We start from the raw sequence: 26,466 nt of genomic DNA, 5'->3' as shown, positions 1-26,466 counted from the left end.
TGACCAAAATACTCTTTCAGGTCGCTGCTTGTCAATGTTGAACTTGGGCCCGCGGCTCGGCTTTGGGGCGTGCCTGCGCTTATGGGTGCAGAAGCCTTGCGCCGGCATTTTAAACGTGTCATTATGCGCCACGAATTGACTGCGGAGAGTGGAAGCATGGTGCGCGAAAACGATCTGGTTGCGGTTTTTCATTCAGTTCACAAGGTCATGAAGGCTGAAAAGGTGCTCAAGCAGGCCGGTGCCCCGGTGCTTCTGATCCCGACTCCCCGGCAGCTCAGTTCCGACTGTGGATTGGCGCTGCGTTTCGAGGACCGCGACCGTGAGCAGATCGAGACGCTGCTGCGGGAGGCCGATGTCCCGATTGTTGAGCTTTACCGCAAACAGGGCAAGGAGTATCTGGCCGTATAAACACTCATAAAGCAAGTAGCGCCGCCGCCGGGTTTTTTCTTGACAACCCAGGGGGTGGTGTCTATAGTTGCAGCTTTGCGCTGCTTTTGAAGGGTAAGAGTTGATTATAAAGCATGTTTGACAGCCTGAGCGAAAAACTCGACGGTGTTTTTCAGAAGCTTCGCGGCAAAGGACACCTGACCGAAGACAACGTCAAGGAGGCCTTGCGCGAGGTCCGTCTGGTGCTGCTTGAGGCGGACGTCAATTTCAAGGTCGTCAAGGATTTCGTGGCTGCGGTGCGCGAGCGCGCGGTGGGTCAGGAAGTCCTCAAGAGCCTGACGCCTGCCCAGCAGGTCATCAAGATCGTGCGCGACGAACTGGCCATGCTGATGGGCGAGGGGAGCGACAACGCCCTCGACCTGGCCGCCCGCCCGCCGGTCCCGATTATGCTGTGCGGCCTTCAGGGTTCGGGTAAGACCACAACCTGCGGCAAACTCGCCCTGCAGCTGCGCCGCGAAAAGCGCAACCCTCTGCTGGTGCCGGCCGACGTTTATCGCCCTGCGGCGATCGATCAGCTCAAGACCCTCGGTCGTCAGCTTGGGATCGAGGTGTTCGATTCCCAGGTCGGGCAGGACCCGGTAGAGATCTGCGAGGCGGCCCGTCGCTATGGTGAACTCAACGGCTTCGATACGTTGATTCTCGATACGGCCGGGCGTCTGCATATTGATGATAAACTCATGGCGGAGCTTGAGCGAATCAAGACTTCCCTCGCTCCCCGTGAAATTCTGTTTGTGGCCGACGCCATGACCGGCCAGGACGCGGTCAACGTCGCGCAGTCCTTTGACGAGCGCCTGGGCGTAACCGGCGTGGTGCTGACCAAGCTCGATGGCGATGCCCGCGGCGGCGCCGCTCTTTCGGTACGGGCCGTAACCGGCAAACCGATCAAATTCGTCGGCATGGGCGAGAAGCTCGATGCCCTCGAGGTGTTTCACCCCGATCGCATGGCTCAGCGCATCCTTGGCATGGGCGATGTGCTTTCGCTGATCGAGAAGGCCGAGGCGGCCATCGACAAGGATACCGCCGCCGACATGGAGAAGCGCCTCCGCAAGGAGGGTTTCACCCTGGACAGCTTTCTTGAGCAGATGCAGTCGATCAAGAAAATGGGCTCGATGGAGTCGATTCTCAAGATGATTCCCGGCGCCGGCAAGCAGATGAAGCAGCTCAAGGATATGCAGCTCCCCGATAAGGAGTTGAAGAAAATCGAGGCGATCATCCGTTCGATGACGGCCCGGGAGCGGCGGGATCACCGTATCCTCAACGGTTCGCGCCGCATGCGCATTGCCAAGGGCAGCGGGACGACGGTGCATGACGTCAATGTGCTGATCAAGCGCTTCACCGAGGCGCAGAAGATGATGAAGAAGATGCAGAAGCTCGGCCCCAAGGGAATGAAGAAGATGATGCGTGGCGGTGGCGGCGGAATGCCTCCATTTATGTGACAGCACATGTCGATGACGCATTCTGGGTTGAGTTCAGATAAAATATAACGACGGACTCGAAAACGTTTTCAAGGAAAATTTCAGGAGGAAGCAATCATGTCGGTTAAAATCAGACTGGCCCGCGGCGGTGCCAAGAAGAAAGCTTTTTATCAGGTTGTAGTGGCGGATGATCGTTTCCCGCGCGATGGCCGTTGTATCGATCGGCTCGGGCAGTATGATCCCCGCCAGGATCCGCCCATGGTCCGTCTCGACGAAGAGCGCGTTCTCGAATGGCTGAAAAAAGGCGCTCAGCCCACGGATACGGTCCGTCAGATTCTCAGCGCACGCGGGCTCTGGAGCAAGCACAAGCAGTCTGCCTGAAGCTTTCCGGTTTTAGGTGCCTTGCGGCCGGGGCGGCGAACAGTCTTTTTCTCCCGAGGATAAAACCGATGAAAGAGCTGATCGAATTTATCGCCAGATCGTTGGTCGAAAATCCCGAATCCGTCATTGTCAATGAGGAACCGGGGGAAGACGGCACCACGGTTGTGACCCTTGTTGCAGCCCCGGAAGACATGGGCCGCATCATCGGCAAGCAGGGGCACACAGCCAAGGCTATGCGGACCCTGCTCAATGCCAAGGCGACCCGCGAAAACCGGCGCGCCACCCTGCGGATCGAGGAGTAATGAACCGTTCCGGCAGTTCACTGTTCAAGGTTGGCGTTGTCACCGGCACCCACGGATTGCGTGGGGATCTGAAAGTCAGGACCCTGACCTCAGGGTCGGATTCGCTGTGTCATGCCCGCTTTGTCGAGCTTCGGCCCGCTGAAGGAGGCAGCACACAGCGTTTCACACCTGCGCGTGCGACGCCCCACAAGAACGTGATGTTGCTGCGCCTGCAGGGGCGCGAAGACATCAACGTCGTGCAGGAATGGATCGGTGCCGAAGTCTGGATGGATCGGGCCGACCTGCCTGAGCTTGACGAGGACGAAAGTTACTGGTTCGAACTGGAGGGGCTTCGGGTGATCGATGCCACCCTCGGTGAAATCGGTGTGCTGGAAGAGATGTTCACCACACCGGCACACGACATTTATGTTGTGCGTGGCCCGTTCGGAGAAGTTCTTGTCCCCGCCGTGGAAGAATTCATCAAGGCGGTGGATTTCGACCAAGCTCTGCTTCGGGTCGACCTTCCTCAAGGGTTGGTGAACCTGGAGGAGCGGCGGGATCCGGCATGACCTTCGATATTCTGACCCTGTTTCCCGGGATGTTCGCTTCCCCTTTTGAGGAAAGCATTCTGGGCAAAGCCGTCGCGCGCGAACTGATCTCGGTGCGTGCGCACAATTTGCGCGATTGGGCGCAGGGTCGCCACCAGGTGACCGACGACGCTCCCTATGGCGGCGGCGACGGCATGATCATGAAGGTTGAACCGGCCGCACGCGCCTTGCGTGACCTGCGCGAACGGGTGCCGGGTGCGCCGGTGATTCTCACGACCCCGCAGGGGCGCCCCTTTCGGCAGGACGATGCACGTCGCCTGGCTGAATACCCCGGGCTGATTTTTCTGTGCGGGCGTTACGAAGGTTTTGACGAACGCATCCGCACGCTGGTTGATTTCGAATACAGCCTGGGCGATTTTGTTCTGACCGGCGGCGAGTTGCCCGCCATGGTTATGATCGATGCCGTTGCTCGGCATGTGCCGGGCGTTCTCGGCAGCGAGGGGAGCGCCGCTGGAGATTCTTTCTCCGACGGTCTGCTGGAGTACCCTCAATACACCCGGCCGGCGGAATTTGAAGGACAGTCCGTACCTGAGGTGTTATTGTCCGGTCATCACGGCGACATCGCGCGATGGCGCCGTCGGATGCAGCTGGCGCGCACCCTGGAACGGCGCCCTGATCTGCTTGATTCAGCCCCGCTGAGTGATGCCGACCGGGAGTTGCTGACCGAGTTGAAGCGTGAACGCCGTGAGGAAACGGCGTGAATCGTCCCAGTGTGGCGCTTGCGCTTGTGCACCATCCTGTTCTGGACCGGCGAGGCGATGTCATCACGACAGCGGTGACCAACCTCGATCTTCACGACCTGGCACGCACGGCGCTGACCTATGGGGTCGAGCGGGTTTACGTGGTGACTCCGGTGGCTGAACAGCAGCGGCTCGCGGGGCGCATCATCGGGCATTGGAGTGAAGGGTTCGGCGCCACTTACAACCCGGATCGCAGTCAGGCGCTGAAGTGTCTGAGCGTTGCCGAGACAGTGGAGCAGGCCCTGGAAAATTTTCGCAGTTCCGTGCCCGGCCCGGTTCAGCCAGTTCTGACGGCCGCCGGCTGTCGAGACGGCATGAGCATCGCCGCAGCACGACAGCTGCTTCGGGATGAGTCGCTTTTTGTGATTTTTGGCACCGGATGGGGCCTGGCGCCCGAGTTTTTTGAACGCGGCTGGGCGACTCTTGAAGCGATACACGGCCCGGGATCGAGCAATCATCTGCCGGTGCGGGCTGCTGCTGCCATTATTCTTGACCGTTTACTGGGTGACCGGGATTTTTGAATAAGTAAGTCCCGTCTCACAAACCATATTCAGGCACCAAAGCTGTAAGACAAAGGTGCCGGGAAAGCCATGAGCGCCGCCCGGGGCGGCTTGAGGACATCACGCTCAACAGGATCTGACAGGGATCAATACAGGAGGACATCATGAACGTCATCGACCAGCTCGCCATGGAGCACATCCGCAAGGACATCCCCCGATTCAAAGGGGGCGATACCCTGCGAGTCCATGTGAAGATCTCCGAAGGCGACAAGCAGCGAATCCAGGTTTACCAGGGTGTTTGCATCGCCCGTTCCAACAGCGGTGTGGGTTCCACTTTCACTGTCCGCAAAATCTCCGATGGTTACGGGGTAGAGAGGGTCTTCTCTGTGCACTCCCCGACTATCGAGAAGATCGAAGTGGTCAGCGTCGGCCGCGTGCGTCGCGCCAAGCTCTACTATCTGCGCAAATTGCGTGGCAAGGCCGCCCGCATTCGCGAGAAGCGCAGCTTCTAAACAAAAAAAGCCCCGGCTCGGCCGGGGCTTTTTTTGCGCAGGCACACAACGGTGGCAATCAGTGATGGCCGACCGGAGCGATGTGCGGAATGTCGGGGTTGGTCAGGATCATGATGATCATGACCGTCAGAAATGCATACAGAGCAACCGACAGCCATCCGCCCTTGCCGAAAGCCCCGAGAAATTCGTTCCAGTCGACCAGCAGAACCAGATAGGCGACAACCGCCAGCGCTAAGATAAACAGGCCCATTTTTCTTTCCTCCTTTGCCGGGTTGAATTGGCGTCACCGCAAAGGGACGCCCAGCACTTTAAATCACACTGAAACATCCGTATACTACATCAGTCGTTTGTCGAAATCCAGATGAAATAGGCTGCCCTCGCCGTCAGGCTGAAGGTGCGCAGATGTCGAAACGGTACTGTTGTGAATCAAGCCTCTCTCTTCGCTGAAAATCAATGCTCTGTACTGCACTTCGAGCAGCGGGCTCGCAGTCGCGGATTCCGTGCAGTAGCCGGGATCGACGAGGCGGGCCGTGGGCCCCTTGCCGGGCCGGTGGTGGCGGCGGCGGTCATCCTGCCTGAAGATTTCGAACTTGACGGCCTGACCGATTCAAAGCAGATTGGTCCGGCCCGCTGCCGTGCCCTCTATCCCGAAATCCGCCGGAAGGCACTGAGCGTGGGGGTGGGCGTCGCCTCCGCGCAACTGATCGACCGCGTCAATATCCTGCAGGCGACCTTGATCGCCATGCAGCGTGCCGTGGCCCGGTTGGCGCCATCCCCCGATTATCTGCTCATCGACGGCATTACCCCCCTGCCTGTTTCAACCGAACAGCTTACTTTGAAGCAGGGCGACGCCCGCTCTCTGTCCATCGCGGCCGCCTCGGTTGTCGCCAAAGTAATCCGCGATCGGATTATGGAGTCCTTTGACCGCGCTTATCCCGGGTACGGTTTTGCCGGTCACAAGGGGTATGGCAGCCGTGCCCATCGCGAAGCTATCGCCCGTCTCAAGCCCTGTCCCCAGCATCGCACAACCTTTCGCGGGGTACGCGAACACCTGGAGGGTTCATGAGCCGCGAGCGCCGGAGTCTGGGAGAGTGGGGGGAGAGACAGGCCGAAACTTACCTGCGGGACAAGGGCTGGCGGATCCTCGAGCGCAATATGCGGACTCCGGTGGGGGAAATTGATCTCGTTGCCCAGGCAGGCCGCGATCTGGTTTTTGTTGAAGTGAAAACACGCCGCAGCGATGCCTTTGGAGTGCCCCAGGAGGCAGTTGGTTTGCGCAAGCAGCGTCAGATCCTGCGTGCGGCCCAGTGGTACCTGCTGCAGCGGGGAAAGACCGGCTTTCAGCCCCGCTTCGACGTGGTGGCGATTACTGCGGACGGGGAAATCCCCCGCTTCGAACATATTGTTGATGCATTTGGCGCGTAGTTCCGCGCGGCGGTTTTTGGCTGCCGGAAGGCCTGTGTAGACCGGCGCCGGCAGCGTCAGGAGGTGTTGATGAATCCTGCTTTTTCTTCCCTTGGTTACCTGCGTCTTGGCGTAGCCTCTCCGGCGGTGCAGGTCGCGGATGTCGATTTCAATCGTATCGAAATCATGCGTACATTGAAGAGGCTGCACGACGATCATGTCCAGCTCGCGGTTTTCCCTGAACTTTGCATCACGGGTTACACCTGCGGTGATCTTTTCTACCAGACCCTGCTGCTTGAAAAGGCACAACAGGCGTTGATGGTGCTGGCGCGCGAGACGGGGCAGCTCGGCATGGCGGCCGTCGTCGGCCTGCCGCTGCGGGTGGACGGCGCCCTGTACAACTGCGCGGCCTTTCTTGCAGAGGGTCGTGTGTTGGGGCTGGTCCCCAAAACGTTCCTGCCCAACACCAATGAATTCTATGAAGAGCGCTGGTTCGCCTCCGCCCTCGAATGTTCACGGGACACCCTGTGGATGGCCGGAGACCAGGTACCCTTCGGCACCGATCTGCTGTTTCAGTCCCGCAACGATGCGCGCTGTGTCATCGGCATCGAAATCTGTGAGGATCTGTGGTCCGTTTCTCCTCCAAGCCAGGCCCAGGCCCAGGCCGGGGCCACGGTACTGGTCAACCCGTCAGCCAGCCCGGAGACCCTCGGCAAGCATGCCTACCGGCGCGATCTGGTCGTGTCCCAGTCGGCCCGCTGTCTCGCCGCCTATGCCTATGCCGCTGCCGGCCCCGGCGAATCTTCCACAGACCTGGTGTATGCCGGCCACAGCCTGGTTGCCGAAAACGGCCAGTTGCTGACCGAGACTCCCCGTTTCCGTTTTGACAGCACGGTCGCGATCACGGACATCGACCTGATGCGTTTGGCCAATGAACGTCTGCGCAACAACAATTTTTCGCGGGCAAGGGCGCAGGGTCAGTGGCGGCGACAGGATTTCAGCTGGCGCGACCCCGAAATGAATGTGTTGCTCCGGCAGGTCAACCCCCAACCGTTCGTGCCGGGGGAGGAGCATGAGCGCAGCGAGCGCTGCCGGGAGATTTTCTCTTTGCAGACCACGGCGCTGGCGCGGCGGTTGCGGCACACCGGTGCCGCCAAGGCGGTCATCGGTATTTCCGGCGGGCTCGATTCGACGCTGGCCCTGCTGGTGACGGTGCGTGCCTTCGATCTGCTGCAGCGCGAGCGACGCGATATCGTCGCCCTGACCATGCCGGGATTTGGAACCACCGGGCGCACCCGGGGCAATGCGGAAAAGCTGGCCGAGATGCTCGGCGTGACGCTGCGGGTGATCCCGATTGATGAGGCGGTGCGGCTTCATTTCCGAGATATCGGTCACGATGAGGGACAGCATGACGTGACCTATGAAAACTCTCAGGCCCGCGAACGCACCCAGATCCTGATGGATGTCGCCAACCAGGTCGGGGGACTGGTGGTGGGGACCGGGGATTTGAGCGAGCTGGCGCTGGGGTGGTGCACCTATAATGCCGATCATATGTCCATGTACGCCGTCAACGCCGGGGTGCCCAAAACGCTGGTGCGCTATCTCGTGGCCTGGTGCGCCGACAGCGAGTTCGCCGGGGAGGAATCCGCGGTACTGCACGATATCTGCGATACGCCGGTTTCCCCCGAACTTCTGCCGCCCGACGATCAGGGCGATATCCGCCAGAAAACAGAGGAGACCATCGGCCCTTATCTGCTGCATGATTTTTTTCTCTTTCAGGCCGTGCGCCTGAATTTTCCGCCGGACCGGATACTGTTCCTGGCTCAGCAGGCGTTTGGCGATCAATTTGACCGCAAGACCCTTCTGCGCTGGATGAAAAATTTTTATCGACGTTTTTTCTCACAGCAGTTCAAGCGTTCCTGCCTCCCGGACGGCCCCAAGATCGGCAGCGTGGCCTTATCTCCCCGCGGAGACTGGCGTATGCCTAGTGATGCCGGCGTTGCACTGTGGCTCAAACAGCTCGAGGACCTCGAACGAGATGCTGGATTCCTGGGATGGTGATCTGTTAAGATGAGCGGAACGCTTTTTGTGGTGGCGACACCGATCGGCAATCTTGAGGACATTACTCTAAGAGCCCTGCGGGTTCTTAAGGAGGTCTCTCTGATTGCCGCCGAGGACACTCGGCACAGCCGCAAGCTGCTGACTCATTTCGGTATCTCCACACCGCTGGTTTCCTGCCATGAACACAACGAGCGGCAACGCAGCGACCAACTGATCGAGCGTCTGCGCAACGGTGAGTCCATCGCCTTGATCAGTGATGCCGGAACCCCGGGGATTTCCGATCCCGGACGGTTTCTGGTTGCCCGCTGCCATGAGGAGGAAATCTCGGTGCGGACGGTTCCCGGTCCATCGGCGGTGACGGCGGCTCTGTCTGTGGCGGGGCAGCAGAGTGAGCGTTTTGCTTTTGAAGGGTTTCTGCCCCCGCGCAAAAAAGCGCGGGACCAGCTGCTGAGCGATCTTTCGCATGAGCAGCGCACCCTGGTTTTTTACGAGGCGCCGCATCGACTGGCGGCAACGCTGGAGGCCGTGGCCCGTCTGCTTGGGGAACAGCGGGAGGTGGCCGTGGCGCGAGAATTGACCAAGATTCACGAGGAGTTTTTTCGCGGCAGTGCCGGAGAGGCTGCGGCACATTTTCAGAAGGAACGGGTTCGTGGGGAAATCGTCCTTCTGGTTGCAGCCGACAAGCAGGAACGCGAAGAAGCTCCGGATGTGAAAACCGCCCTGCAGCGCCTGGCGCAGGAGGGCAATCTGCCACCGTCCGAACTGGTCCGCCAGGCGGCACGCCTGACCGGGATCGGACGCAGTGAAGTGTATCGTTTCTATTTGCGACTGAAGGATCAAGGGGAGTTGAAATGAAAGAGCCAGCTCGTATATTGCTGATCGATGATCAGAAAAGCGTGGCCGAGGTGCTTGGGGCCCTGCTGAAGTGCTGCAACGCAACCCTGGATTATGCGCCGGACGGCACCAAGGGCCTGCAGCGTGTCAAACAGCAGCGTCCCGATCTGATTTTTCTTGACATCATGATGCCCGGGCTCGACGGGTACGCGGTCTGTCGGTACCTGAAAGAAGACCCAGCGACGCGCGACATCCCGGTCGTGTTTCTGTCCGCCGGGCAGGACAAGGACGTCACCCGGGGGCGCGAGGCCGGCGGCGATTTTTTCATCGGCAAGCCGTTTGTTTCGCGCGAGATCGTCGAGGTTTTTGAACGGTTTGTGACTAAAGCCGACTGAGCGTGGGCGGTTGTCAGGGCGCGGTGACGATTTCGAAGGATGAAAATTCTCCCCGCCAGGGCCGCTCTTCGATGTCGATGTGATCCACGCGGGCCGTTGCGGGACCTCTCCGACACCATTCGACGGTGTCCCGCACGGCCTGTTCCTCACCTTCGAACACTGCGGCGACATCGCCGTCGGGCAGGTTCTTCACCCAGCCGCTGACCTGGTTGCGGCGGGCGGTGCGCTGCGTTTCGTAGCGGAAGTTGACGCCCTGTACTCTCCCCTTGACGCGCACTGCGGCACGAATTTTTTTCATTTCGAGTTCTCCTCTTTCAGCATCTCCAGAAACTGCTCCTCGCTCCAGATCGGCACGCCCAGGCTGCGGGCTTTGTCCAGTTTGCCGCCGGCATTCTCGCCGGCGATGACCGCTGTGGTTTTTTTGCTGACCGATCCGGCCGCGCGTCCACCGAGCTGCTCCACCTTCTGCTGGGCTTCCTGGCGGGTGAAGCGGGTCAGGGCGCCGGTAAAGACAAAGGTTTTTCCTGCCAGCGATTGATCCGCCTGCCGCTCTTCGCGAGTCGGTTCGACGCCGGCCTGCTGCAGAGCGGTCAGGGTCTGGCGATTGTGAGGATCGCGAAAGAAGCTGACCACGCTGTCGGCAACCTGCGGTCCGATCTCATGGATCTGCGTCAATTGCTCATGATCGGCCTGTGTCAGGGCCTCGAGGGTGCCGAAGTTGCGCGCCAGAATCCGGGCGGTATGCTCGCCGACGTGACGCAATCCCAGGGCATAAATAAAGCGTGCAAGTTCGGGCTTTTTGCTGTCCTCTATGGCTTTGAGCAGATTCTCCGCCAGTTTTTCCCCCATGCGGTCGAGCCGGAACAGGTCCTCTTTGCCGATGCGGTAAAGATCGCTGAAGTTTGTGATCACCTTTCGCTCAACCATCTGTTCGATGGTGCGGTCTCCCAACCCTTCGATATCCATGGCGCCGCGTGAGGCGAAGTGCTTGATTGTTTCCTTGAGTTTTGCCGGGCAGCTCAGGTTCTGACATCTGTAAACCACCTCGCCTTCGATGCGGGCGGCCGGCGACCCGCAGACAGGGCAGTTTCGCGGTGCGGGCAGGACGCTTTCGCTGCCGTTGCGTTTTTCGGTCAGAACCCGCACCACGTAGGGGATCACATCCCCGGCGCGCTCGACGATGACATGGTCGCCAACCCGGACATCCAGGCGCTCCATCTCGTCCCAATTGTGCAGGCTGGCCCGGGAAACGGTCACGCCGCTTACTTCGACCGGCTCCAGGCGGGCCACCGGAGTGATGGCGCCGGTGCGTCCGACCTGCAGAATGATCTCCTCGATGCGGGTTTCAGCCTGGCGCGGCGGGAATTTGATGGCGATGGCCCAGCGCGGCGCGCGCGAGGTGTCACCCAGCTCATCCTGCCATTCCCGCCGGTTGACCTTGACCACCATGCCGTCGATTTCATAGGGCAGTTCATCGCGCTGTGCGAGGAGTCGTTCAAATTCCTGCCAGACGCCATCGGCGCCGGTGACAACGCGGGTCTGCTCAAGGTTGACTCTCAACCCCCACTGCTGAAGGTGTTGCAGCAGGTCGGCATGGGTGGCGGGGGCAGGGCCCTCCATTACCCCGATGCCGTAACAGAATATCTTGAGCGGGCGCTTTGCAGTAATTTTCGAATCAAGTTGGCGCAGGCTGCCCGCGGTGGCATTGCGGGGATTGGCAAAAGGCGGCTCTCCCTGTTCCTCTCGTTCGCGGTTCAAGGTTTGAAAGGCGTCGAGGTCCATATAGACTTCCCCCCGCACTTCGAGGGTGGAGGGGGCGCCTTCGCGCAGCCGCAAGGGGATGGAGGGCAGAGTTTTGAGATTTTCGGTGATCAGTTCGCCGGTCATGCCGTCACCGCGCGTGCTCCCCAGGCTCAGCAGCCGATCGCGATACACCAGTTCGACCGCCACCCCGTCAAGTTTGGTCTCGCAGACGTATTCCACCTCGTCTTCGGTCTCAAGGCCGCGCTTCACGCGATTGTCAAAATCACGCCATTCCCCTTCGTTCAGCGCGTTTTCAAGGGAGAGCATGGGCAGGGAATGGTCGATGGTTTCGAATTTTCCGAGCGGCGGGGCGCCGACTCGCTGTGACGGGGAGTCCGGCGTGACAAGGTCAGGGAACTCACGTTCTATATCCAGCAGCTCCCGGAAAAGGCGATCATATTCCGCATCGCTGATTTCTGGCTCATCCAGCACATGATAGAGATAATTGTGGTGGGAAATCCGGCGGCAGAGGTCCTGGTGCCGCTCGTGTGCCTGTTTGTGGTCCATATTCAGCCTTTCGCCGCAAGACGGCGCTGGTGTTTTAAGTTTCCGGTTCGGCGCAGATTTGCACCTGCCCCTCAGGGCGATCTTTATAGCATAGCGGTCCGCGCCTGATCAATTACGGTAATTGTCATGTCCCGCGGCTTAGGGTAGTATTCGTGCAGTACGACCTTTGCGGGGTCGGCATCGATGTTTATGAAATGTGACGAGGGGCGGAGAGCACCCATGTGCGCTTCTGTCTCTCCTTTTTCGGAGAGGTGAATGGAACAGGAAGAATGGTGGCGTTTAGGCGTCCTGGCTGTTTTGTTTCTGTTGTCGGGTTTTTTTTCGGGATCAGAAACCGCGCTGATGGCGCTCGATCGGATGCGGGTCAAATACCTGGTGCGAAAGAAAAGACCGCATGCGGACCAACTGGAAGATATGCTTGAGAAGCCGGAGAGCCTACTTGGCGCCATCCTCGTCGGCAACAATCTGGTCAATATCGCCGCCTCGGTGTTCGCAACGGGATTGCTGGTCAGTCTCTACGGCGATCAGGGAGAGTGGCTGACCATTTTGATTCTTACCCCGCTCCTGCTGATTTTCTCCGAAATCTGCCCCAAAACCTATGCCGCGCGCAATCCCGAAACGGTCTCTTTTCTGGTGCTGCGACCCATTCGCGCGGTCATGTGGTTTCTGCATCCGGTGGTGTGGGTGGTGACCCGCATTTCGCGCCTCATGACGATGTTGATGCAGAGCAAGCAGGTTGCAGTGCCGGTGATTTCTGAAGACGAAATCCGCACCATCATCGCGGTGGGGGAAGAGGCCGGTGTGCTGCCGAAGGAGAATCGCCGCATGCTCTACGGCATTTTCGACCTCTCCGAAATCCGGGTGCGCGATATCATGATTCCCCGTCCGGAGGTGGTGGCCATTGAGGCTGAGACCACCTTCGAGGAGGCTCTATACCTGGTGCAGCAGGCTCCGCATTCGCGTTTTCCGGTGATCGACGGCGGACTCGACAACGTGGTGGGGATTATTCATTCCAAGGATATTCTCAAATTTGTCGGTCGCCCGCAGGAGTTCTGCCTGCGTGAGCAGTGCCGGCCTCCTTATTTTGTGCCCGAGTCCAAGCGGGTGGGGACTCTGCTGCAGGCTTTCCGCAAGCGCCGGGTGCATCTGGCGATCGTGGTCGATGAGTATGGCGGCGTTGAGGGCATCGTAACTCTGGAGGACATTGTCGAAGAGATCGTCGGTGAAATCCAGGACGAATACGATATTGAAGAGGCCGAGTTCAAGGAAATCTCCCCCGGCAGCTACCTGGTCGAAGGCAGCATGTCGCTGCGTGCGCTCAACCGTCGTTTTCACCTGGAACTCTCCGAAGAGCATGCCAACACGCTGGCGGGGTTCCTGATGCACCGGCTTGGTGTGATTCCTGATGAGGGAGCCTCCCTCGATGTAGACGGAATCCAGTTTGTCGTCAAAAAAGTGGTGGAACGACGCATTGAGAAAATCGAAATGCGTCTTCCCCTTGAGGAATAAAGTATAAGAATTTATTCATTATTTGTCGAATTTGTCGATGTGAAAGGCCTCTTTTCAGGGGCCTTTTTTTGCGCCGATAGGTGAGACAACTTCTCAAAAAATCTAAAAAAAAATTAAAAAAATCTCCTTGACAGCCCGCTATGCCAAAGCTATAGTTTCCCCAAATTGTGGGGAATTGTGTCAATTAAGGCCAAGTGAGGGACGATGGTGGGTTTCACCGGAGAATTTCACAATAACATCGATGCCAAGGGGCGTGCCAGTATTCCGGCGCGTTTCCGCGAGGTTCTGGCACGCGATTTCGGTGATGAGAGCCTGGAACTGACCAAGAATATGGACGGTGGCCTCTCCGCCTATCCCCCCTCGCGCTGGGAGGAGATCCGCAAGAATATCCTCTCCCTTCCAGCCGGTCCCCAGCGCACTTCCTTGAATCGTCTTATCCTCAATCCGGCGGAATCCTGCACTTTTGACAAGCAGGGGCGCATTCAGCTCAGTAATGCATTGCGGAATTTTGCCGGATTGGACAGAGAAATCGTCGTAGTCGGCGGCTACGACAAGATCGATATTTTCAGCCGCAGCAAATACGACGAGGTCAATCGCGAATCTCAGGAGCTTCTGCGCTCCGATCCCCAGTTCGTTGCAGACCTGGGACTTTGATTGATGAGCAGCACCGCTGGTGGACATGTCCCGGTCATGCCGGACGAGGTGATCGCATACCTCGCTCCCCGAAGCGCAGGGCTCTACCTCGACGGAACCCTGGGCGGTGCCGGGCATGCCCGCCTTCTTCTGGAAGCATCGTCTCCCGACGGGCGTCTTGTCGGCCTGGATCGAGACCCGGCAGCCATCACGCGGGCGCAGGATGTTCTGGCACCCTTTGCCGACCGCATTGATTTGCGGCACTGCAATTTTGCACAGATGGAGCAGGTCGCGCGTGAACTTGGGATCGATGGATTCGACGGAATCCTCCTCGACCTGGGCGTTTCTTCCTACCAGTTGGATGAAGCCGAACGCGGCTTCTCTTTTCGTGCCGATGCGCCCCTTGACATGCGCATGGACGATTCTACAGGCCTGACGGCAGCGGAGGTTCTGGCGGGGGAAGATGAAAAGGAGCTGGCGCGTATTTTCCGTGAATTCGGAGAAGAGCGTTACGCGCGACGCATCGCCCGGCGCATTGTTGCGCAGCGGGAGCAGGAACCGCTCGTTTCTACCGGACAGCTTGCCGAGCTGGTTCGTGATGCGGTCCCCGGCGGTCACGTCCCGGCACGGATTCATCCGGCGACCCGTGTTTTTCAGGCCCTGCGAATTTATGTCAACGATGAGTTGCGCTTCGTCGAGCAGGGGCTGGAGCAGGCGGTTTCGCTGCTCAGGCCGGGTGGCAGGCTGGTCGTAATCAGTTTTCACTCGTTGGAGGATCGCCGCGTGAAGCACTTCTTCCGCGAGCTTGCAACTGGTTGTACCTGCCCGCCCCGGATTCCCATGTGTGTGTGCGGCAAGCAGCCAAGTGTGCGCCTGCTCACCCGCAGGGGGGTCCGTGCCGGCGAGTCGGAGATCGCATTTAATTCACGTTCACGCAGTGCGATTTTAAGGGCGGTTGAGAAACTGCCTCCTCAGGAGTTGTGATTCAGGGAGGCTGCTCCCGGGAGTTTGAAAATGGCACAATCGATCAGCAGAGCCGTTGAAGGTGGCGAGAAGGTCGGCGTAAAGCGCCCCCGGCTTGCCGTCATGTTCGTGTTTATTGCAGTAATGGTGCTCATCTGCCTGTTTTTTGTCTGGTCGCGAATCCAAGTGTTTCAGTTGCAGTATGAAATTTCCGCCCTGGAAACTCAGGTGCGTGAAGCCGAGCAGGACAGTCGCAGGCTGCGTCTGGAGGTCGCCAGTTTAAGCAAGCCCTCTCGAATTGAGCGGATTGCCGTTACCAAACTTGGTTTGCGCGCCCCCGCACCGGATCAAATCATAAACGTTCGTTGATCGATCGTTTGAAGCAGGAGGAGTCTAGGAATATTGACAGCCCGACCCTCTGAAAAAGTGAAAAGAGACGAGGGAGGCGAACGCTGGTTCCGTGTGCGTTTGAACCTGGTCGGCTTTGTTTTTCTGCTGGCATTTATGCTGGTGGCAGGCAGGGCCTATTATCTCCAGGTCGCCAACGCGGAAGTCTGGCAGGAACGGGCGCAAAAACAGCTCCAACGGGTCATCCCCCTGGCTCCGCAGCGAGGAACTATTTATGATCGCAACGGCCGGGAGTTGGCTGTCAGCCTGGAGAATGATTCTGTATATGCCGAACCGCCACGGGTGAAAGATCCTTCCGAAGCGGCGCGCCTTTTAAGCAAGGCTCTTGACCTTTCACGCCAGGAGCTTGAGAAAAAACTCTCCTCCGACAAAGGTTTTGTGTGGCTCAAGAGGCGAATCAATCCCGATGAAAGCCTTGCGGTGCGTGAGTTGGGCCTGCGCGGCATCGGTTTTACCAAGGAACACAAGCGCTACTACCCCAATTCGGAAAGCGCAGCGCATGTGGTGGGTTTTACCGGGCTTGACCCGCAGGGGCTCGAAGGGATCGAGTTGAGCTTTGACCGCGAGCTGCTTGGCGCCCCTGGATACCTGGTGCGGGAGCGTGATGCCCTGGGGCGGGCCATGGCCCTGGATGGAAATATCGTGCGTGAGGGAGAGCTGGGCCACCATCTGTACCTCACGATCGATCACAATATTCAGTACATGGCCGAGAAGGAACTGGCCGCCCAGATCAGGGAGACCGGCGCCCGAGCCGGAACAGTGTTGGTACTCGATCCGCGCAGCGGAGAAGTGCTGGCCATGGCCGTTCAGCCCGACTTCAATCCCAATGCCCTGCAGCGCTACAAGCCCTGGCAGTGGCGTAACCGTGCAGTCTGCGACACCTTCGAACCGGGTTCGACCTTCAAGCCGTTTGTCGTTGCCGCGGCGCTGGATGAGAAACTGGTCCAGCCTGAAACACGCATCGATTGTGAAAACGGGCGCTTTTCTGTCGGCGGCCGCACTATTCACGACCATCGGAAATATCAGAAGCTCAGTGTCGAGGAAATAATTCAGGTCAGCTCCAATATCGGAACAGCCAAAATCGGCAAGTATCTGGAGCGCCAGAAATTTCATTCATACATTCGCGATTTCGGGTTCGGAGAGAAGACCGGAATAGAACTGCCCGGCGAAGTCTCGGGCCTGTTGCGTGCCCCCTCCAAATGGTTTGAAATTGACCTGGCAACCATTTCGTTCGGACAGGGAATCGGCGTAACCGCCCTTCAGCTGGCTTCCGCCACCTCTGCCATCGCCAATGGCGGAGTATTGATGCAGCCCTATATCGTCAGCAGGATTCTCGACAGCCACGGTAATCTCGTCCGAGAAACGCGGCCGACCCGTGTGCGCCGCGTCGTGTCGGAGAAAACCGCGTCCCAGGTGCGCGACATGATGGTGCTGGCCACCCGGGAGGGCGGGACCGGAACTCTGGCCCAGGTTCACGGGTTTGACGTGGCCGGCAAGACAGGGACGGCACAGAAAATCGATCCGGTGACCGGCGGTTATTCCGCAGACAAGCGGGTGTCGTCCTTTGTCGGGTTTGTTCCGGCACAGGATCCCCGGTTGACTATTCTGGTGGTGCTGGACGAGCCCAAGGATAAAACCTATGGCGGGCTGGTCGCAGCGCCGGTGTTTTCCCGGGTTGCGACGCAGGCGCTGAGATATGTCGGGGTTGCGCCGCAGCAGACGGCGCAGACCGCACCTCCTGTGACGCCGTTGACCCATGAAAAAGACGTGGCCGTCACCTCTATGGCCATGACTGAGGGCGGGGAGAGTGGAGATAACGGGCCGGGACGCATGCCGGATTTGAACGGAATGAGCTATCGGCAGGTACTCCAGGTGATGGAGCGTACCGGTCTCAATATCAAACTGCAGGGCTCCGGGCGGGTGGTCGATCAGAAACCTGCCGCAGGTGCAGCCATTCGTTACGGCTCCGAGGTCCGGGTCAGATTTGAGCCTCCAGTACGGCGATCGTGAATCGCCAGGCAGAAAAAAAATGATGACTGTTCGTAAGAAAATATCCAGCATACTGCCGAACACGGCAAAAGCGATGACGGGGGGCACTCCCGATCCCGAGGTCACCGGGCTGTGCTGTGATTCGCGCCGGGTCGAAGCGGGACATGCGTTTTTTGCGCTGCCCGGCGTTCAATCCGACGGTCGCCGCTTCATTGCCGATGCTCTGCAGCGTGGCGCCCAGGCCGTGGTCGCAGAGCACCCGGTCGATCTGCCCGAGGGGATTGCAGGGTTCGTGGTGTCGAACGGGCGTGAGGCCATGGCGCATGCTGCCGCTCTTTTTTACGATGACCCGACGGCGGGGCTGCCGGTTGTTGGTGTGACCGGAACCAACGGCAAGACCACCGTGACCTATCTTCTTGAATCGATCCTCAAGGCTGCGGGCTTCAGACCTGCCGTGCTGGGAACCATCAACTACCGCCTGGGGGACACCTGCCTTCCGGCCCCCCATACGACACCGGAATCGACCGACCTCATAAAAACGCTGGCCCAGTTTCGCCAGGAGGGCGCAGACAGCCTGGTCATGGAGGTTTCTTCCCACGCCCTGGCGCAGCACCGCGCCGATGGTGTTCATTTTACGGTCGGAGTGTTCACTAATCTGACCTCCGAGCACCTCGATTATCATGGTGATATGGCATCTTATTTTGCCAGCAAGAAGCGCCTGTTTCATCTGCTGCCGGAGGCCGAAGGGCATGCGGTCGTCAATATTGACGATCCTTACGGGCGGCAGCTGGCGGAGGAGATCGAGGGTACCCTGACCTGCGGACGCAGGGAGGGCGCTGCGGTGACTCCCGAATCGGTGACATTGACTCTCGATGGAATCAATGGCCGGATCCGCACACCCGCCGGGACCTTTGAACTGCAATCCGGACTGCTGGGTGAGTTTAACCTGGAAAATCTTCTGTGTGCGGTGGCCGCGGGTATTGCGCTGGATCTGCCCATCGAAATTATCGAAAAAGGGATACGGCAGGCGCCCGGAGTGCCGGGACGTCTGGAGCGGATTGAAAACAGCAAAGGGGCTGTCATCCTTGTGGACTATGCCCACACCGGCGACGCGCTCGAAAAGGTTTTATCCACAGTCTGTCGGCTCAACCCCCGGCGGTTGCTGGTGGTGTTCGGCTGCGGTGGGGATCGGGACAAAAGCAAGCGTCCTGCCATGGCGGCGGTTGCGATACGCCATGCCGATCTTGCCATTATCACGACGGATAACCCGCGCAGCGAAGACCCGGCGACGATCATCAGCGAGATCGAGACGGGGTGTCGCGAAGCGGGCGGCCGCTCTTTGTCGCGCGAGGAATTGAGCGGACTGGACAAGGGATATTTTATCGAGCACGATCGGCGTCGGGCAATCGACCTGGCCGTTTCGCTGCTGCAGCCCGGCGACCTGCTGCTGGTGGCCGGCAAGGGGCACGAGGATTATCAGATCATCGGCTCTGAGCGTCTGCATTTTGATGATCGGGAACAGGTTCGCCGAAGTCTGGCAGAGCAGGAGGTCTCAGGATGAAAATCGATTTGACCGAAGTGGCCCGCGTCACTGGTGGAACATTGATCCCAGCCGATGCCCAGGGGATGATCGAAGGGGTTTCGACGGACAGCCGCTCCATTGCCGAGGGGCAATTGTTTGTTCCCCTGCGGGGCGAGAATTTCGACGGCCACGACTTTCTGCTCCAGGCGGCAAGGCGCGGGGCGGCGGCCTGTGTGTCAGAAGAGGTCGTTGCGGGGTTTCCGGCACCCGTGGTTCAGGTGAGCGATGCCTTGAAAGCTCTCGGCGATCTGGCTTCGGCCTGGCGTGAGCGCCTGCGTGGCCCTATGGTGGCGGTCACCGGCTCATCGGGGAAGACAACGACCAAGGAGATGCTCGCCTCCATTTTAAAGGAAACGGGAGACGGGCTAAAAACCGAAGGCAATTTCAACAACCTGATCGGGGTGCCCCTGACCCTGTTTCGGCTTGACCCCCAGAGCCATGAATGGGCGGTGGTGGAAATGGGCATGAGCGCCCGGGGAGAGATTGCAAGGCTGGTGCAGATTGCCCGCCCCCAGGTTGGCGTAATCACCAATATCGGTCACGCCCACCTTGAAACCCTGGGAGGGATCGAAGGGGTGGCCCGGGCCAAAGGGGAGCTTTTTGCTGCACTTCCGCCGGGAGGCACGGCCATCGTCAATGCCGATGATTTCCGAGTGCGGTCGCTGCCGGTGGCCAATGGCGTAAAGCGTGTGCTGTTCGGGATGAGCCCTGATGCCCAGGTGCGCGGGCGGGAGCTGAGGCTGCGGGAACGTGATTCGGCCTTCCGGCTGTGCATGGGCAGCACCGAGGTGCTGGTGCGCCTGCATGTGCCGGGACGTCACAATGTATTCAATGCGCTGGCGGCCGCTGCTTCAGCCGCAGCGCTTGGGGTCGATCCCGGAACGATCGCGCGCGGGCTTGCACGCTACCGTCCGGTCTCCGGCCGCTTCAATTTGAGTTCCTTGCCGGGGGGGGCACTGCTTATTGACGACAGCTATAATGCCAATCCCCTGTCGGTCAAAGCCGCGCTGACGACCCTGTCCGAGATGCCAGGCGCCGGCCGTCGCATCGCGGTGCTCGGCGATATGCTTGAGCTTGGTTCTGATGCCGCGCGCCTGCACCGCGAAATCGGCGCTGAAGCGGCGCGCTGCTGTGATGTGCTGCTGGTGATGGGAACCCTGGGGGAGGAAACTGCCGCCGGGGCGCGTGCCGCAGGCATGCCCGCCAACCGGATCTGGACTGCCAACGACCACCGGGAGGCGGCCGAGCGCCTGCGTAATGTGCTGGCCCGAGGTGACCGACTGCTGGTCAAGGGTTCGCGTGGCATGAAAATGGAAAAAATTTGTGCTTTGCTGCGGGAACGTCAGGATTTCCGGCTGGCAGTGGTCATCTAAGGGACGCCGATGCTTTATCATCTTCTTTATCCGCTTCATACGGAATACAGTGCGTTCTACGTGTTTCGCTTCATCACGTTCCGCACCATCTATGCCACTATCACGGCATTGGTGATCTCCTTTATTATCGGTCCCTGGCTGATCAACAAGCTCTCCGCTCTGCAGATCGGCCAATCGATCCGCAAAGTCGGACCCGAGTCCCATTTTAAAAAGGAGGGCACCCCCACCATGGGGGGAACCCTGATTCTGTGCGCCATCGTGCTGCCGACCCTGCTGTGGGCCGATCTGACCAATTTTTATGTCTGGGTCACCCTGCTGGTGACGGTCGGTTTCGGCGTCGTCGGCTTTACCGACGATCTGCTCAAGGTCAAGCGCCGCAGCAGCGACGGTCTGTCGGCCCGGCAGAAAATGTTCTGGCTCCTGCTTATTTCGCTGGCGGCAGGAACCATGCTCTATTTTCACCCGGATTTTCAAACGACCCTGGGGGTGCCGTTCTTTAAAAATGTACGGCCGGACCTGGGGTGGTTCTATATCCCTTTTGTGCTGCTGGTGGTGGTCGGGTCCGGAAACGCGGTCAACCTGACGGATGGGCTGGATGGCTTGGCAATCGGCCCTGTCATCATCGCCTCCGCCACTTATCTGCTGTTCGCCTACCTGGCCGGCAACGCGCGTCTTTCGGCATATCTGCAGATCAACAGCGTGCCGGGGGCCGGGGAACTCGCCATCCTCTGCGGCGCAATGGTGGGCGCCGGGCTTGGATTCCTCTGGTTCAACAGTTACCCGGCCCAGGTATTCATGGGCGATGTGGGTAGCCTGGCTCTTGGCGGGGCCCTGGGGACGATCGCCGTGGTGACCAAGCAGGAGATCGTACTGGTCATCGTTGGCGGCATCTTCGTGATGGAAGCCCTGTCGGTCATTTTCCAGGTGACTTCCTTCCGGTTGTACGGCAAGCGGATTTTCAAGATGGCGCCCCTGCACCATCATTTTGAACTTAAGGGATGGCCTGAGCCCAAGATCATCGTCAGGTTCTGGATTATCGCCATTATCCTTGCCCTGGTCGGGCTTTCGACACTGAAGTTGAGGTAGGTACGTGAAGCAATTCGGGGGAAAAAATGTCCTGATCGTGGGGGGGGGCAAAACGGGGCTGGCGCTGCTGGGGTTTTTCCTGCGCCAGGGAGCCCGTGTGACCCTCTCCGACCGCAGGGACGAGACCCGCATCCCCCAGGTGGAGATCATGCGGCGGGCCGGAGTGACCCTCGATCTTGGGGGACATGACCCGGCCAAATTCAAAAATGCCGACCTGATCGTGGTCAGCCCCGGCGTGTCGCTGACCCAGCCCGCTATATCCGCCGCGATTGAGGCGGGAGTGCCGGTATGGGGAGAAATAGAGGTTGCAGCCCGTGTTCTTAATGCGCCCCTGGTGGCAATCACGGGAACCAACGGCAAGTCGACGGTCACCACCCTGATCGGCAGGATTTTCGAAAAGTGCGGCTCCAAGACATTTGTCGGCGGGAATCTGGGCCAGCCCCTGATCGAAGCTGAACGTGAACACGACTGGGACTGGATCATCGCTGAAATTTCAAGTTTTCAGCTCGAAGCCGTACAGACTTTTCGTCCCCGTCATGCTCTGCTGCTCAATATCAGCGAGGATCATCTGGATCGCTATGACGCCATGGAAGATTACATGGCGGCCAAGGCCCGGATATTCGCGGCGCAGACGGAAAACGACTGGGCGATCCTCAACTCTGAAGACTCTCTGGTCCAGAAGATTGCCCACCAGGGGCGTGCGCGCCGGATCCAGTTTTCTTCCCGGCAGGTGCTTGAGGAAGGCATGGGATTTGACGGACGCGACATCGTCTGGCGCCATGACGGGAGCGAGAAACGCTTTCCCGCAGCAGAGTTGAAGCTGGCTGGAATCCACAACATTGAAAATGTCATGGCCGCCCTGATCCCGCCACTGCTTGAAGGCTGCCCCGCTGAAACTGCGTGGGAGGCCGTCTGCAGGTTTACAGGCCTGCCGCACCGCATGACCCACGTGCGCACTCTCGACGGCGTAAGCTGGTATGACGACTCAAAGGCGACCAATGTCGGCAGTGTCGTCAAAAGCCTGGAGGGGCCGGCGGCTCCGATCATACTCATTGCCGGCGGCAAGGATAAAGGGGGCGACTATGGACCCTTGCGGGACCTGGTGGCTGGGAAAGTTGCCTGCCTGATTCTGATCGGTGAAGCTGCTGCGCGCATGGAGCAGGACCTTGCGGGAACGACGCGCATTGAGCGCGCCGCCGATCTGGCCGAGGCCGTGCAAACAGCCCATCGCCTTGCTACCGCAGGGACGACTGTGTTGCTGTCGCCCGCTTGTTCAAGCTTTGATATGTTTCGTGATTTTGAGGACCGGGGCGATCAATTCGCTTCTCTGGTGCGGCAGTTGCCGGAACCTCAACGAAGGGATATCGGTTGATGATGGTGCGGCGTGAATATGATACGACGATTCTGCTGCTGGCAGTGGTTCTGACTTGCCTGGGCGTCGTCATGGTCTATTCCGCCTCGGCTATCATGGCCTCGCAGCGTTTCAGCGACGGATTTTACTTTCTGAAGCGCCAGGGGATTTTTGCGGTTGCCGGTTTCCTGGTGATGGCCGCCTGCATGCGCATCGACTATCACTTCTGGCGTCGCCTGACGGTACCGGCGATGCTGTCGGCCGCGGTGCTGCTGGCTTTGGTTTTGATCCCGGGCGTCGGCACTCAGGTCGGTGGCGCTTCACGCTGGTTGCGGCTGCCCGGTTTTTCACTGCAGCCGGCTGAGGTCGCGAAAATCGCCATGGTGCTTTACCTGGCGCATTCGTTGACGCGCAAGAAGGATAAGGTCAAAAGTTTCAAGCTCGGCTTTCTGCCCTATATGGTGGTATTGGGTGTGGTGCTTGGGCTGCTGCTCGGACAGCCGGATCTGGGCAGCGCCATGGTCATTGCCGGTGTGGCGATGGCGATGCTGATGGTGGCCGGCGCCCGTTTGAGCTACCTGATCTCGGTCGGGCTTCTGGCCCTTCCGGTGCTCTATGTCGCTATCATGCAGGTCGACTACCGGCGCCGCCGGATTATGGCGTTTCTCGATCCATGGGAAGATCCCTACAATACGGGATTTCAGATTATCCAGAGCTGGACGGCTTTCGGCATGGGCGGTACTTTTGGACAGGGTCTGGGCGAAGGGCGGCAGAAACTCTTCTATCTGCCTGAAGCACATACCGATTTTATCCTGTCGGTCATCGGCGAGGAGCTTGGGTTTGCCGGCATCATAATTATCGCCGCCATGTTCCTGGTTTTCTGCCTGCGTGGATTGCGGGCCGCGGTGCAGCATCAGGATGATTACGGCCGACATCTGGCCTTCGGACTGACGTTTCTGATCGGCATGGAAGCCTTTGTCAATATGGGAGTGGTCATGGGACTGCTGCCCACCAAGGGGCTGGCGCTGCCTTTCCTCTCCTATGGAGGGACCAGCCTGTTGACAACCCTGTTTGCCGTCGGAATTCTGCTCAACATCACCAGCCGGAATCGGGAGGGGAGCCCATGAAAATGCTTTTAGCCGGTGGCGGAACAGGCGGTCATCTCTTCCCGGCGGTTGCTTTGGCGGAGCAGCTTCTGCGCGAACAGCCCGAAGCAGAAGTGCTTTTTGTCGGCACGCGCCAGGGAATCGAGAGCAGAATTCTGCCAAGGTTAGGTTTTCCACTGCGCACCATTGATATCTCCGGCTTTGTCGGCAAGGGTCTGGGGGCAAAGCTTGCCCTGCTGCCAAGACTGATCCGAAGTCTTGCTCAATCCCGCGCCGTAGTGCGGGAATTTAATCCGGATGTGGTGGTGGGAGTGGGTGGCTATGCCGCCGGCCCGGTGCTTGCTGCCGCCCGTCTGCTGCGGTACCCTGCCTTGATTCACGAACAGAACGCGCGTCCCGGGCTGACCAACCGCATCCTGGCGCCCTGGGTCGACCGCGTCTGCCTGTCCTTTGAGGATACGGCCGAGGCCTTCAAGCGAGTGCCGACGGTCGTGACAGGGAACCCGGTGCGCACGGCTCTTGTTCATTCCCATGCCCTCGGCGACGGGATGCCGACACTGCTGATCTTTGGGGGATCGCGGGGCGCTCGCGCCATTAACGACGCCGTACTTGACACTTTGCCGGAACTGGAAAGCATGCGCGGCAGGATCCGCCTTCTGCATCAGACCGGAGATGAGGATCTTGAGAGGGTGCGCGCCGGTTATCGCGCGGTCGGGTGGGACGATGGAGGCGTCGTTTCTTTTATCGAAGACATGGCTGCAGCCTATCGCGAAGCTCACCTTATCCTGTGCCGCGCCGGGGCGACGACCCTGGCCGAGCTGACCGCCTGCGGACGTGCGGCCATCCTGGTGCCCTATCCCTACGCCGCCGGGGATCATCAGACCGATAACGCGCGGGCGTTGGCCGAACGGGGTGCGGCGCTTCTGTTGCCGCAGAGCGAGCTGACACCGCAGCGGCTCGGGCAGTTGCTGCGTGAGCTTCTTCCCGACCGGGAGCTGCTGACATCGATGGCCCGGTCGGCCCATGCCCTGGGGCGGCGCGATGCGGCGGAGGTTCTTTTGCAGCAGTGCCGCCAGGTCGCGCGAAAAAAATGAACGCGGTGGATAGACAACTCGACTTAAGAGGCAACAGCCTGTTCCCTGGAACGCGAGGAAGGATCGCCGCAGGCGATCGGTGGAGAGACCATGTACGGGAAAATCCGTAAAATTCATTTTGTCGGCATCGGCGGCATCGGCATGAGCGGCATTGCCGAGGTCCTGCTCAACCTCGGCTACCAGGTGTCCGGCTCCGATCTGCAGGAGAGCGAGACGACGCTGCGTCTGGCCAATCTGGGTGGAGAGATTGCCATCGGCCATCGGCCGGAGAATGTAATCGGCGTCGACGTGGTGGTGACCTCCACTGCGGTCAAGGAATCCAACCCCGAGGTGTCCGAGGCGCACAAGCGCTTGATCCCCGTGATCCCGCGCGCCGAAATGCTGGCTGAATTGATGCGCATGAAATACGGCATCGCGGTGGCTGGAACCCATGGTAAAACAACCACAACCAGCATGGTGGCGACCCTTTTGTACCATGGCGGCATCGATCCGACCTCGGTCATCGGCGGACGCCTCGATTCCCTCGGTTCCAATGCCAAGCTTGGGCAGGGCAAGTTCCTGGTGGCGGAGGCGGACGAGTCGGACGGATCCTTCATGCTGCTCTCGCCCACGATCGCGGTGGTCACCAACATCGATGAAGACCATCTCGATTTTTACAGCGATATCGAGGAAATCAAGGATACTTTCGTTGATTTTATCAACAAGGTGCCCTTTTACGGACTGGCGGTTCTCTGTCTGGACGACCCGGAGGTACAGGCGATCATTCCCAGGGTCAAGAAGCGTTTCATCACCTATGGCCTGGCGGGACAGGCGGATCTGAGCGCCGACAAGATCCGGCACGAGGGTGATCGGACCTATTTCACGGTCTGTTATCAGGGTGAAACGTTGGGCGAGATCTCGTTCCGTATGCCCGGTCGTCACAATGTGCTCAACGCGCTTGCCGCTCTGGCGGTTGCCGTGGAACTCGGCGTGCCGTTCGAGGTGCTCGTTGAGGGGTTCAGGGATTTCGGCGGGGTCCAGCGCCGCTTCCAGATCAAGTACACGGACGATCAGCTGATGGTCGTCGACGATTACGGGCATCATCCGGTGGAGATCAAGGCCACCCTGGCGGCCGCCCGCTCCGGTTGGAACAGGCGGATTGTGGCGGTTTTTCAGCCCCATCGCTATTCGCGTACCGAAGCCCTGTTCGATGAATTCGTCACGGCATTCTACCAGGCGGATGAAGTGATCGTCACAGACATCTACGCCGCCGGAGAGGAGCCGATTGAAGGGGTCAACAGTGCGGCACTGGTTGAGAGTTTGAGGACGCATGGACATAAAAAAGCCTCGTATGTAGCCGATCGCCATGCCATTGCCTCCTGCCTGCTGCCGCGATTGAGTGACGGTGATATGGTGATCACCCTGGGGGCCGGCAATGTCTGGCAGGCCGGTGAGGATCTGATCCGCCTGTGGCGGGAACGAAGGGCCTGAATTTCGTTTGTTCT

28 protein-coding genes are annotated in these 26,466 nt (G+C 59.4%); 25 read left to right on the top strand and 3 right to left on the bottom strand.

What is annotated here, in order from left to right; all coding sequences use genetic code 11:
* Positions 1 to 156 precede the first annotated feature (156 nt).
* From GSUB_RS13120 to rplS, 8 genes are all read left to right on the top strand, one after another.
* Positions 157 to 408 carry a putative Se/S carrier protein gene (locus tag GSUB_RS13120; RefSeq protein ID WP_040201192.1) on the top strand — a complete coding sequence of 84 codons (252 nt, stop codon included), beginning with the start codon at positions 157 to 159 and terminating at the stop codon, positions 406 to 408.
* Between the two features lie 113 nt (positions 409 to 521).
* Positions 522 to 1,883, top strand: coding sequence for a signal recognition particle protein (gene ffh / locus GSUB_RS13115; RefSeq protein ID WP_040201191.1), 1,362 nt, complete (start codon positions 522 to 524; stop codon positions 1,881 to 1,883).
* A 96-nt stretch (positions 1,884 to 1,979) separates the two neighbouring features.
* Positions 1,980 to 2,243: a 30S ribosomal protein S16 gene (rpsP, locus tag GSUB_RS13110; RefSeq protein WP_040201189.1), complete on the top strand. Its 264-nt coding sequence runs from the start codon at positions 1,980 to 1,982 to the stop codon at positions 2,241 to 2,243.
* 68 nt (positions 2,244 to 2,311) lie between these two features.
* Positions 2,312 to 2,545: a KH domain-containing protein gene (locus GSUB_RS13105; RefSeq protein ID WP_040201188.1), complete on the top strand. Its 234-nt coding sequence runs from the start codon at positions 2,312 to 2,314 to the stop codon at positions 2,543 to 2,545.
* Positions 2,545 to 3,093 carry a ribosome maturation factor RimM gene (gene rimM, locus GSUB_RS13100; protein WP_040201185.1) on the top strand — a complete coding sequence of 183 codons (549 nt, stop codon included), beginning with the start codon at positions 2,545 to 2,547 and terminating at the stop codon, positions 3,091 to 3,093. Before GSUB_RS13105 ends, rimM begins: the two co-directional genes overlap by 1 nt.
* The gene (trmD, locus tag GSUB_RS13095) at positions 3,090 to 3,833 is read left to right on the top strand and encodes a tRNA (guanosine(37)-N1)-methyltransferase TrmD (protein WP_040201184.1); all 744 of its coding nucleotides are present in this window, start codon (positions 3,090 to 3,092) and stop codon (positions 3,831 to 3,833) included. The genes rimM and trmD overlap by 4 nt, the downstream gene beginning before the upstream one ends.
* Positions 3,830 to 4,393 (top strand): RNA methyltransferase, encoded by a 564-nt coding sequence (locus tag GSUB_RS13090; protein ID WP_040201182.1) that lies wholly within the window; start codon positions 3,830 to 3,832, stop codon positions 4,391 to 4,393. The genes trmD and GSUB_RS13090 overlap by 4 nt, the downstream gene beginning before the upstream one ends.
* 143 nt (positions 4,394 to 4,536) lie before the next feature.
* A complete protein-coding gene (gene rplS / locus GSUB_RS13085; protein WP_040201181.1) occupies positions 4,537 to 4,884 on the top strand; it encodes a 50S ribosomal protein L19 in 348 nt (115 codons plus the stop codon).
* A gap of 58 nt (positions 4,885 to 4,942) precedes the next feature.
* Here rplS and GSUB_RS13080 read toward each other — a convergent pair whose 3' ends face one another.
* Positions 4,943 to 5,134 carry a hypothetical protein gene (locus tag GSUB_RS13080; protein WP_040201180.1) on the bottom strand — a complete coding sequence of 64 codons (192 nt, stop codon included), beginning with the start codon at positions 5,132 to 5,134 and terminating at the stop codon, positions 4,943 to 4,945.
* A gap of 171 nt (positions 5,135 to 5,305) precedes the next feature.
* Between GSUB_RS13080 and rnhB the strand changes: the two genes are divergently transcribed.
* The 5 genes from rnhB to GSUB_RS13055 all read left to right on the top strand — a co-directional run bounded on the left by rnhB (position 5,306) and on the right by GSUB_RS13055 (position 9,578).
* Positions 5,306 to 5,950, top strand: coding sequence for a ribonuclease HII (rnhB, locus tag GSUB_RS13075; protein ID WP_040201179.1), 645 nt, complete (start codon positions 5,306 to 5,308; stop codon positions 5,948 to 5,950).
* On the top strand, positions 5,947 to 6,309 hold the full coding sequence (locus GSUB_RS13070; RefSeq protein WP_040201178.1) for a YraN family protein: 363 nt from the start codon (positions 5,947 to 5,949) through the stop codon (positions 6,307 to 6,309). The genes rnhB and GSUB_RS13070 overlap by 4 nt, the downstream gene beginning before the upstream one ends.
* A 69-nt stretch (positions 6,310 to 6,378) precedes the next feature.
* Positions 6,379 to 8,349: an NAD(+) synthase gene (locus GSUB_RS13065; RefSeq protein ID WP_040201177.1), complete on the top strand. Its 1,971-nt coding sequence runs from the start codon at positions 6,379 to 6,381 to the stop codon at positions 8,347 to 8,349.
* Between the two features lie 9 nt (positions 8,350 to 8,358).
* Positions 8,359 to 9,204, top strand: coding sequence for a 16S rRNA (cytidine(1402)-2'-O)-methyltransferase (rsmI, locus tag GSUB_RS13060; protein WP_040201176.1), 846 nt, complete (start codon positions 8,359 to 8,361; stop codon positions 9,202 to 9,204).
* A complete protein-coding gene (locus GSUB_RS13055) occupies positions 9,201 to 9,578 on the top strand; it encodes a response regulator (RefSeq protein WP_040201175.1) in 378 nt (125 codons plus the stop codon). The genes rsmI and GSUB_RS13055 overlap by 4 nt, the downstream gene beginning before the upstream one ends.
* 13 nt (positions 9,579 to 9,591) lie before the next feature.
* Here GSUB_RS13055 and GSUB_RS13050 read toward each other — a convergent pair whose 3' ends face one another.
* Positions 9,592 to 9,876, bottom strand: a complete 285-nt coding sequence (locus GSUB_RS13050) for an acylphosphatase (protein ID WP_040201174.1) — start codon at positions 9,874 to 9,876, stop codon at positions 9,592 to 9,594.
* Entirely contained in the window at positions 9,873 to 11,888 is a 2,016-nt protein-coding gene (gene ligA / locus GSUB_RS13045) for an NAD-dependent DNA ligase LigA (protein ID WP_040201172.1), read from the bottom strand. The genes GSUB_RS13050 and ligA overlap by 4 nt, the downstream gene beginning before the upstream one ends.
* Positions 11,889 to 12,143: 255 nt before the next feature.
* Between ligA and GSUB_RS13040 the strand changes: the two genes are divergently transcribed.
* The 12 genes from GSUB_RS13040 (at position 12,144) to murC (ending at position 26,452) form a co-directional block, all read left to right on the top strand.
* On the top strand, positions 12,144 to 13,397 hold the full coding sequence (locus GSUB_RS13040) for an HlyC/CorC family transporter (RefSeq protein ID WP_040201170.1): 1,254 nt from the start codon (positions 12,144 to 12,146) through the stop codon (positions 13,395 to 13,397).
* Positions 13,398 to 13,601: 204 nt separating this feature from the next.
* Positions 13,602 to 14,051: a division/cell wall cluster transcriptional repressor MraZ gene (gene mraZ / locus GSUB_RS13035; RefSeq protein ID WP_040201169.1), complete on the top strand. Its 450-nt coding sequence runs from the start codon at positions 13,602 to 13,604 to the stop codon at positions 14,049 to 14,051.
* 3 nt (positions 14,052 to 14,054) lie between these two features.
* Positions 14,055 to 15,014, top strand: coding sequence for a 16S rRNA (cytosine(1402)-N(4))-methyltransferase RsmH (rsmH, locus tag GSUB_RS13030; protein ID WP_040201168.1), 960 nt, complete (start codon positions 14,055 to 14,057; stop codon positions 15,012 to 15,014).
* Positions 15,015 to 15,044: 30 nt separating this feature from the next.
* Positions 15,045 to 15,362, top strand: a complete 318-nt coding sequence (gene ftsL / locus GSUB_RS13025) for a cell division protein FtsL (protein ID WP_040201166.1) — start codon at positions 15,045 to 15,047, stop codon at positions 15,360 to 15,362.
* A 33-nt stretch (positions 15,363 to 15,395) separates the two neighbouring features.
* Positions 15,396 to 17,411, top strand: a complete 2,016-nt coding sequence (locus GSUB_RS13020) for a penicillin-binding protein (protein WP_235269837.1) — start codon at positions 15,396 to 15,398, stop codon at positions 17,409 to 17,411.
* A gap of 22 nt (positions 17,412 to 17,433) precedes the next feature.
* Positions 17,434 to 18,951 (top strand): UDP-N-acetylmuramoyl-L-alanyl-D-glutamate--2,6-diaminopimelate ligase, encoded by a 1,518-nt coding sequence (locus tag GSUB_RS13015; RefSeq protein ID WP_040202522.1) that lies wholly within the window; start codon positions 17,434 to 17,436, stop codon positions 18,949 to 18,951.
* Positions 18,948 to 20,345, top strand: a complete 1,398-nt coding sequence (locus GSUB_RS13010) for a UDP-N-acetylmuramoyl-tripeptide--D-alanyl-D-alanine ligase (RefSeq protein WP_040201165.1) — start codon at positions 18,948 to 18,950, stop codon at positions 20,343 to 20,345. Before GSUB_RS13015 ends, GSUB_RS13010 begins: the two co-directional genes overlap by 4 nt.
* Positions 20,346 to 20,354: 9 nt before the next feature.
* Positions 20,355 to 21,431 carry a phospho-N-acetylmuramoyl-pentapeptide-transferase gene (gene mraY, locus GSUB_RS13005; protein ID WP_040201164.1) on the top strand — a complete coding sequence of 359 codons (1,077 nt, stop codon included), beginning with the start codon at positions 20,355 to 20,357 and terminating at the stop codon, positions 21,429 to 21,431.
* Between the two features lie 4 nt (positions 21,432 to 21,435).
* Positions 21,436 to 22,803: a UDP-N-acetylmuramoyl-L-alanine--D-glutamate ligase gene (gene murD / locus GSUB_RS13000; RefSeq protein WP_040201162.1), complete on the top strand. Its 1,368-nt coding sequence runs from the start codon at positions 21,436 to 21,438 to the stop codon at positions 22,801 to 22,803.
* Entirely contained in the window at positions 22,803 to 23,909 is a 1,107-nt protein-coding gene (ftsW, locus tag GSUB_RS12995) for a putative lipid II flippase FtsW (protein ID WP_040201160.1), read from the top strand. Before murD ends, ftsW begins: the two co-directional genes overlap by 1 nt.
* Positions 23,906 to 24,982, top strand: a complete 1,077-nt coding sequence (gene murG / locus GSUB_RS12990; protein ID WP_040201159.1) for an undecaprenyldiphospho-muramoylpentapeptide beta-N-acetylglucosaminyltransferase — start codon at positions 23,906 to 23,908, stop codon at positions 24,980 to 24,982. The genes ftsW and murG overlap by 4 nt, the downstream gene beginning before the upstream one ends.
* Before the next feature lie 90 nt (positions 24,983 to 25,072).
* Positions 25,073 to 26,452: a UDP-N-acetylmuramate--L-alanine ligase gene (gene murC, locus GSUB_RS12985; protein ID WP_040201158.1), complete on the top strand. Its 1,380-nt coding sequence runs from the start codon at positions 25,073 to 25,075 to the stop codon at positions 26,450 to 26,452.
* Positions 26,453 to 26,466 lie beyond the last annotated feature (14 nt).

Origin of the sequence: Geoalkalibacter subterraneus (assembly GCF_000827125.1) — a bacterium.
Lineage (GTDB): Bacteria > Desulfobacterota > Desulfuromonadia > Desulfuromonadales > Geoalkalibacteraceae > Geoalkalibacter_A > Geoalkalibacter_A subterraneus.
Note: the sequence above shows the minus strand (reverse complement) of the source record. Positions and strands in the feature narration are given on the sequence as shown.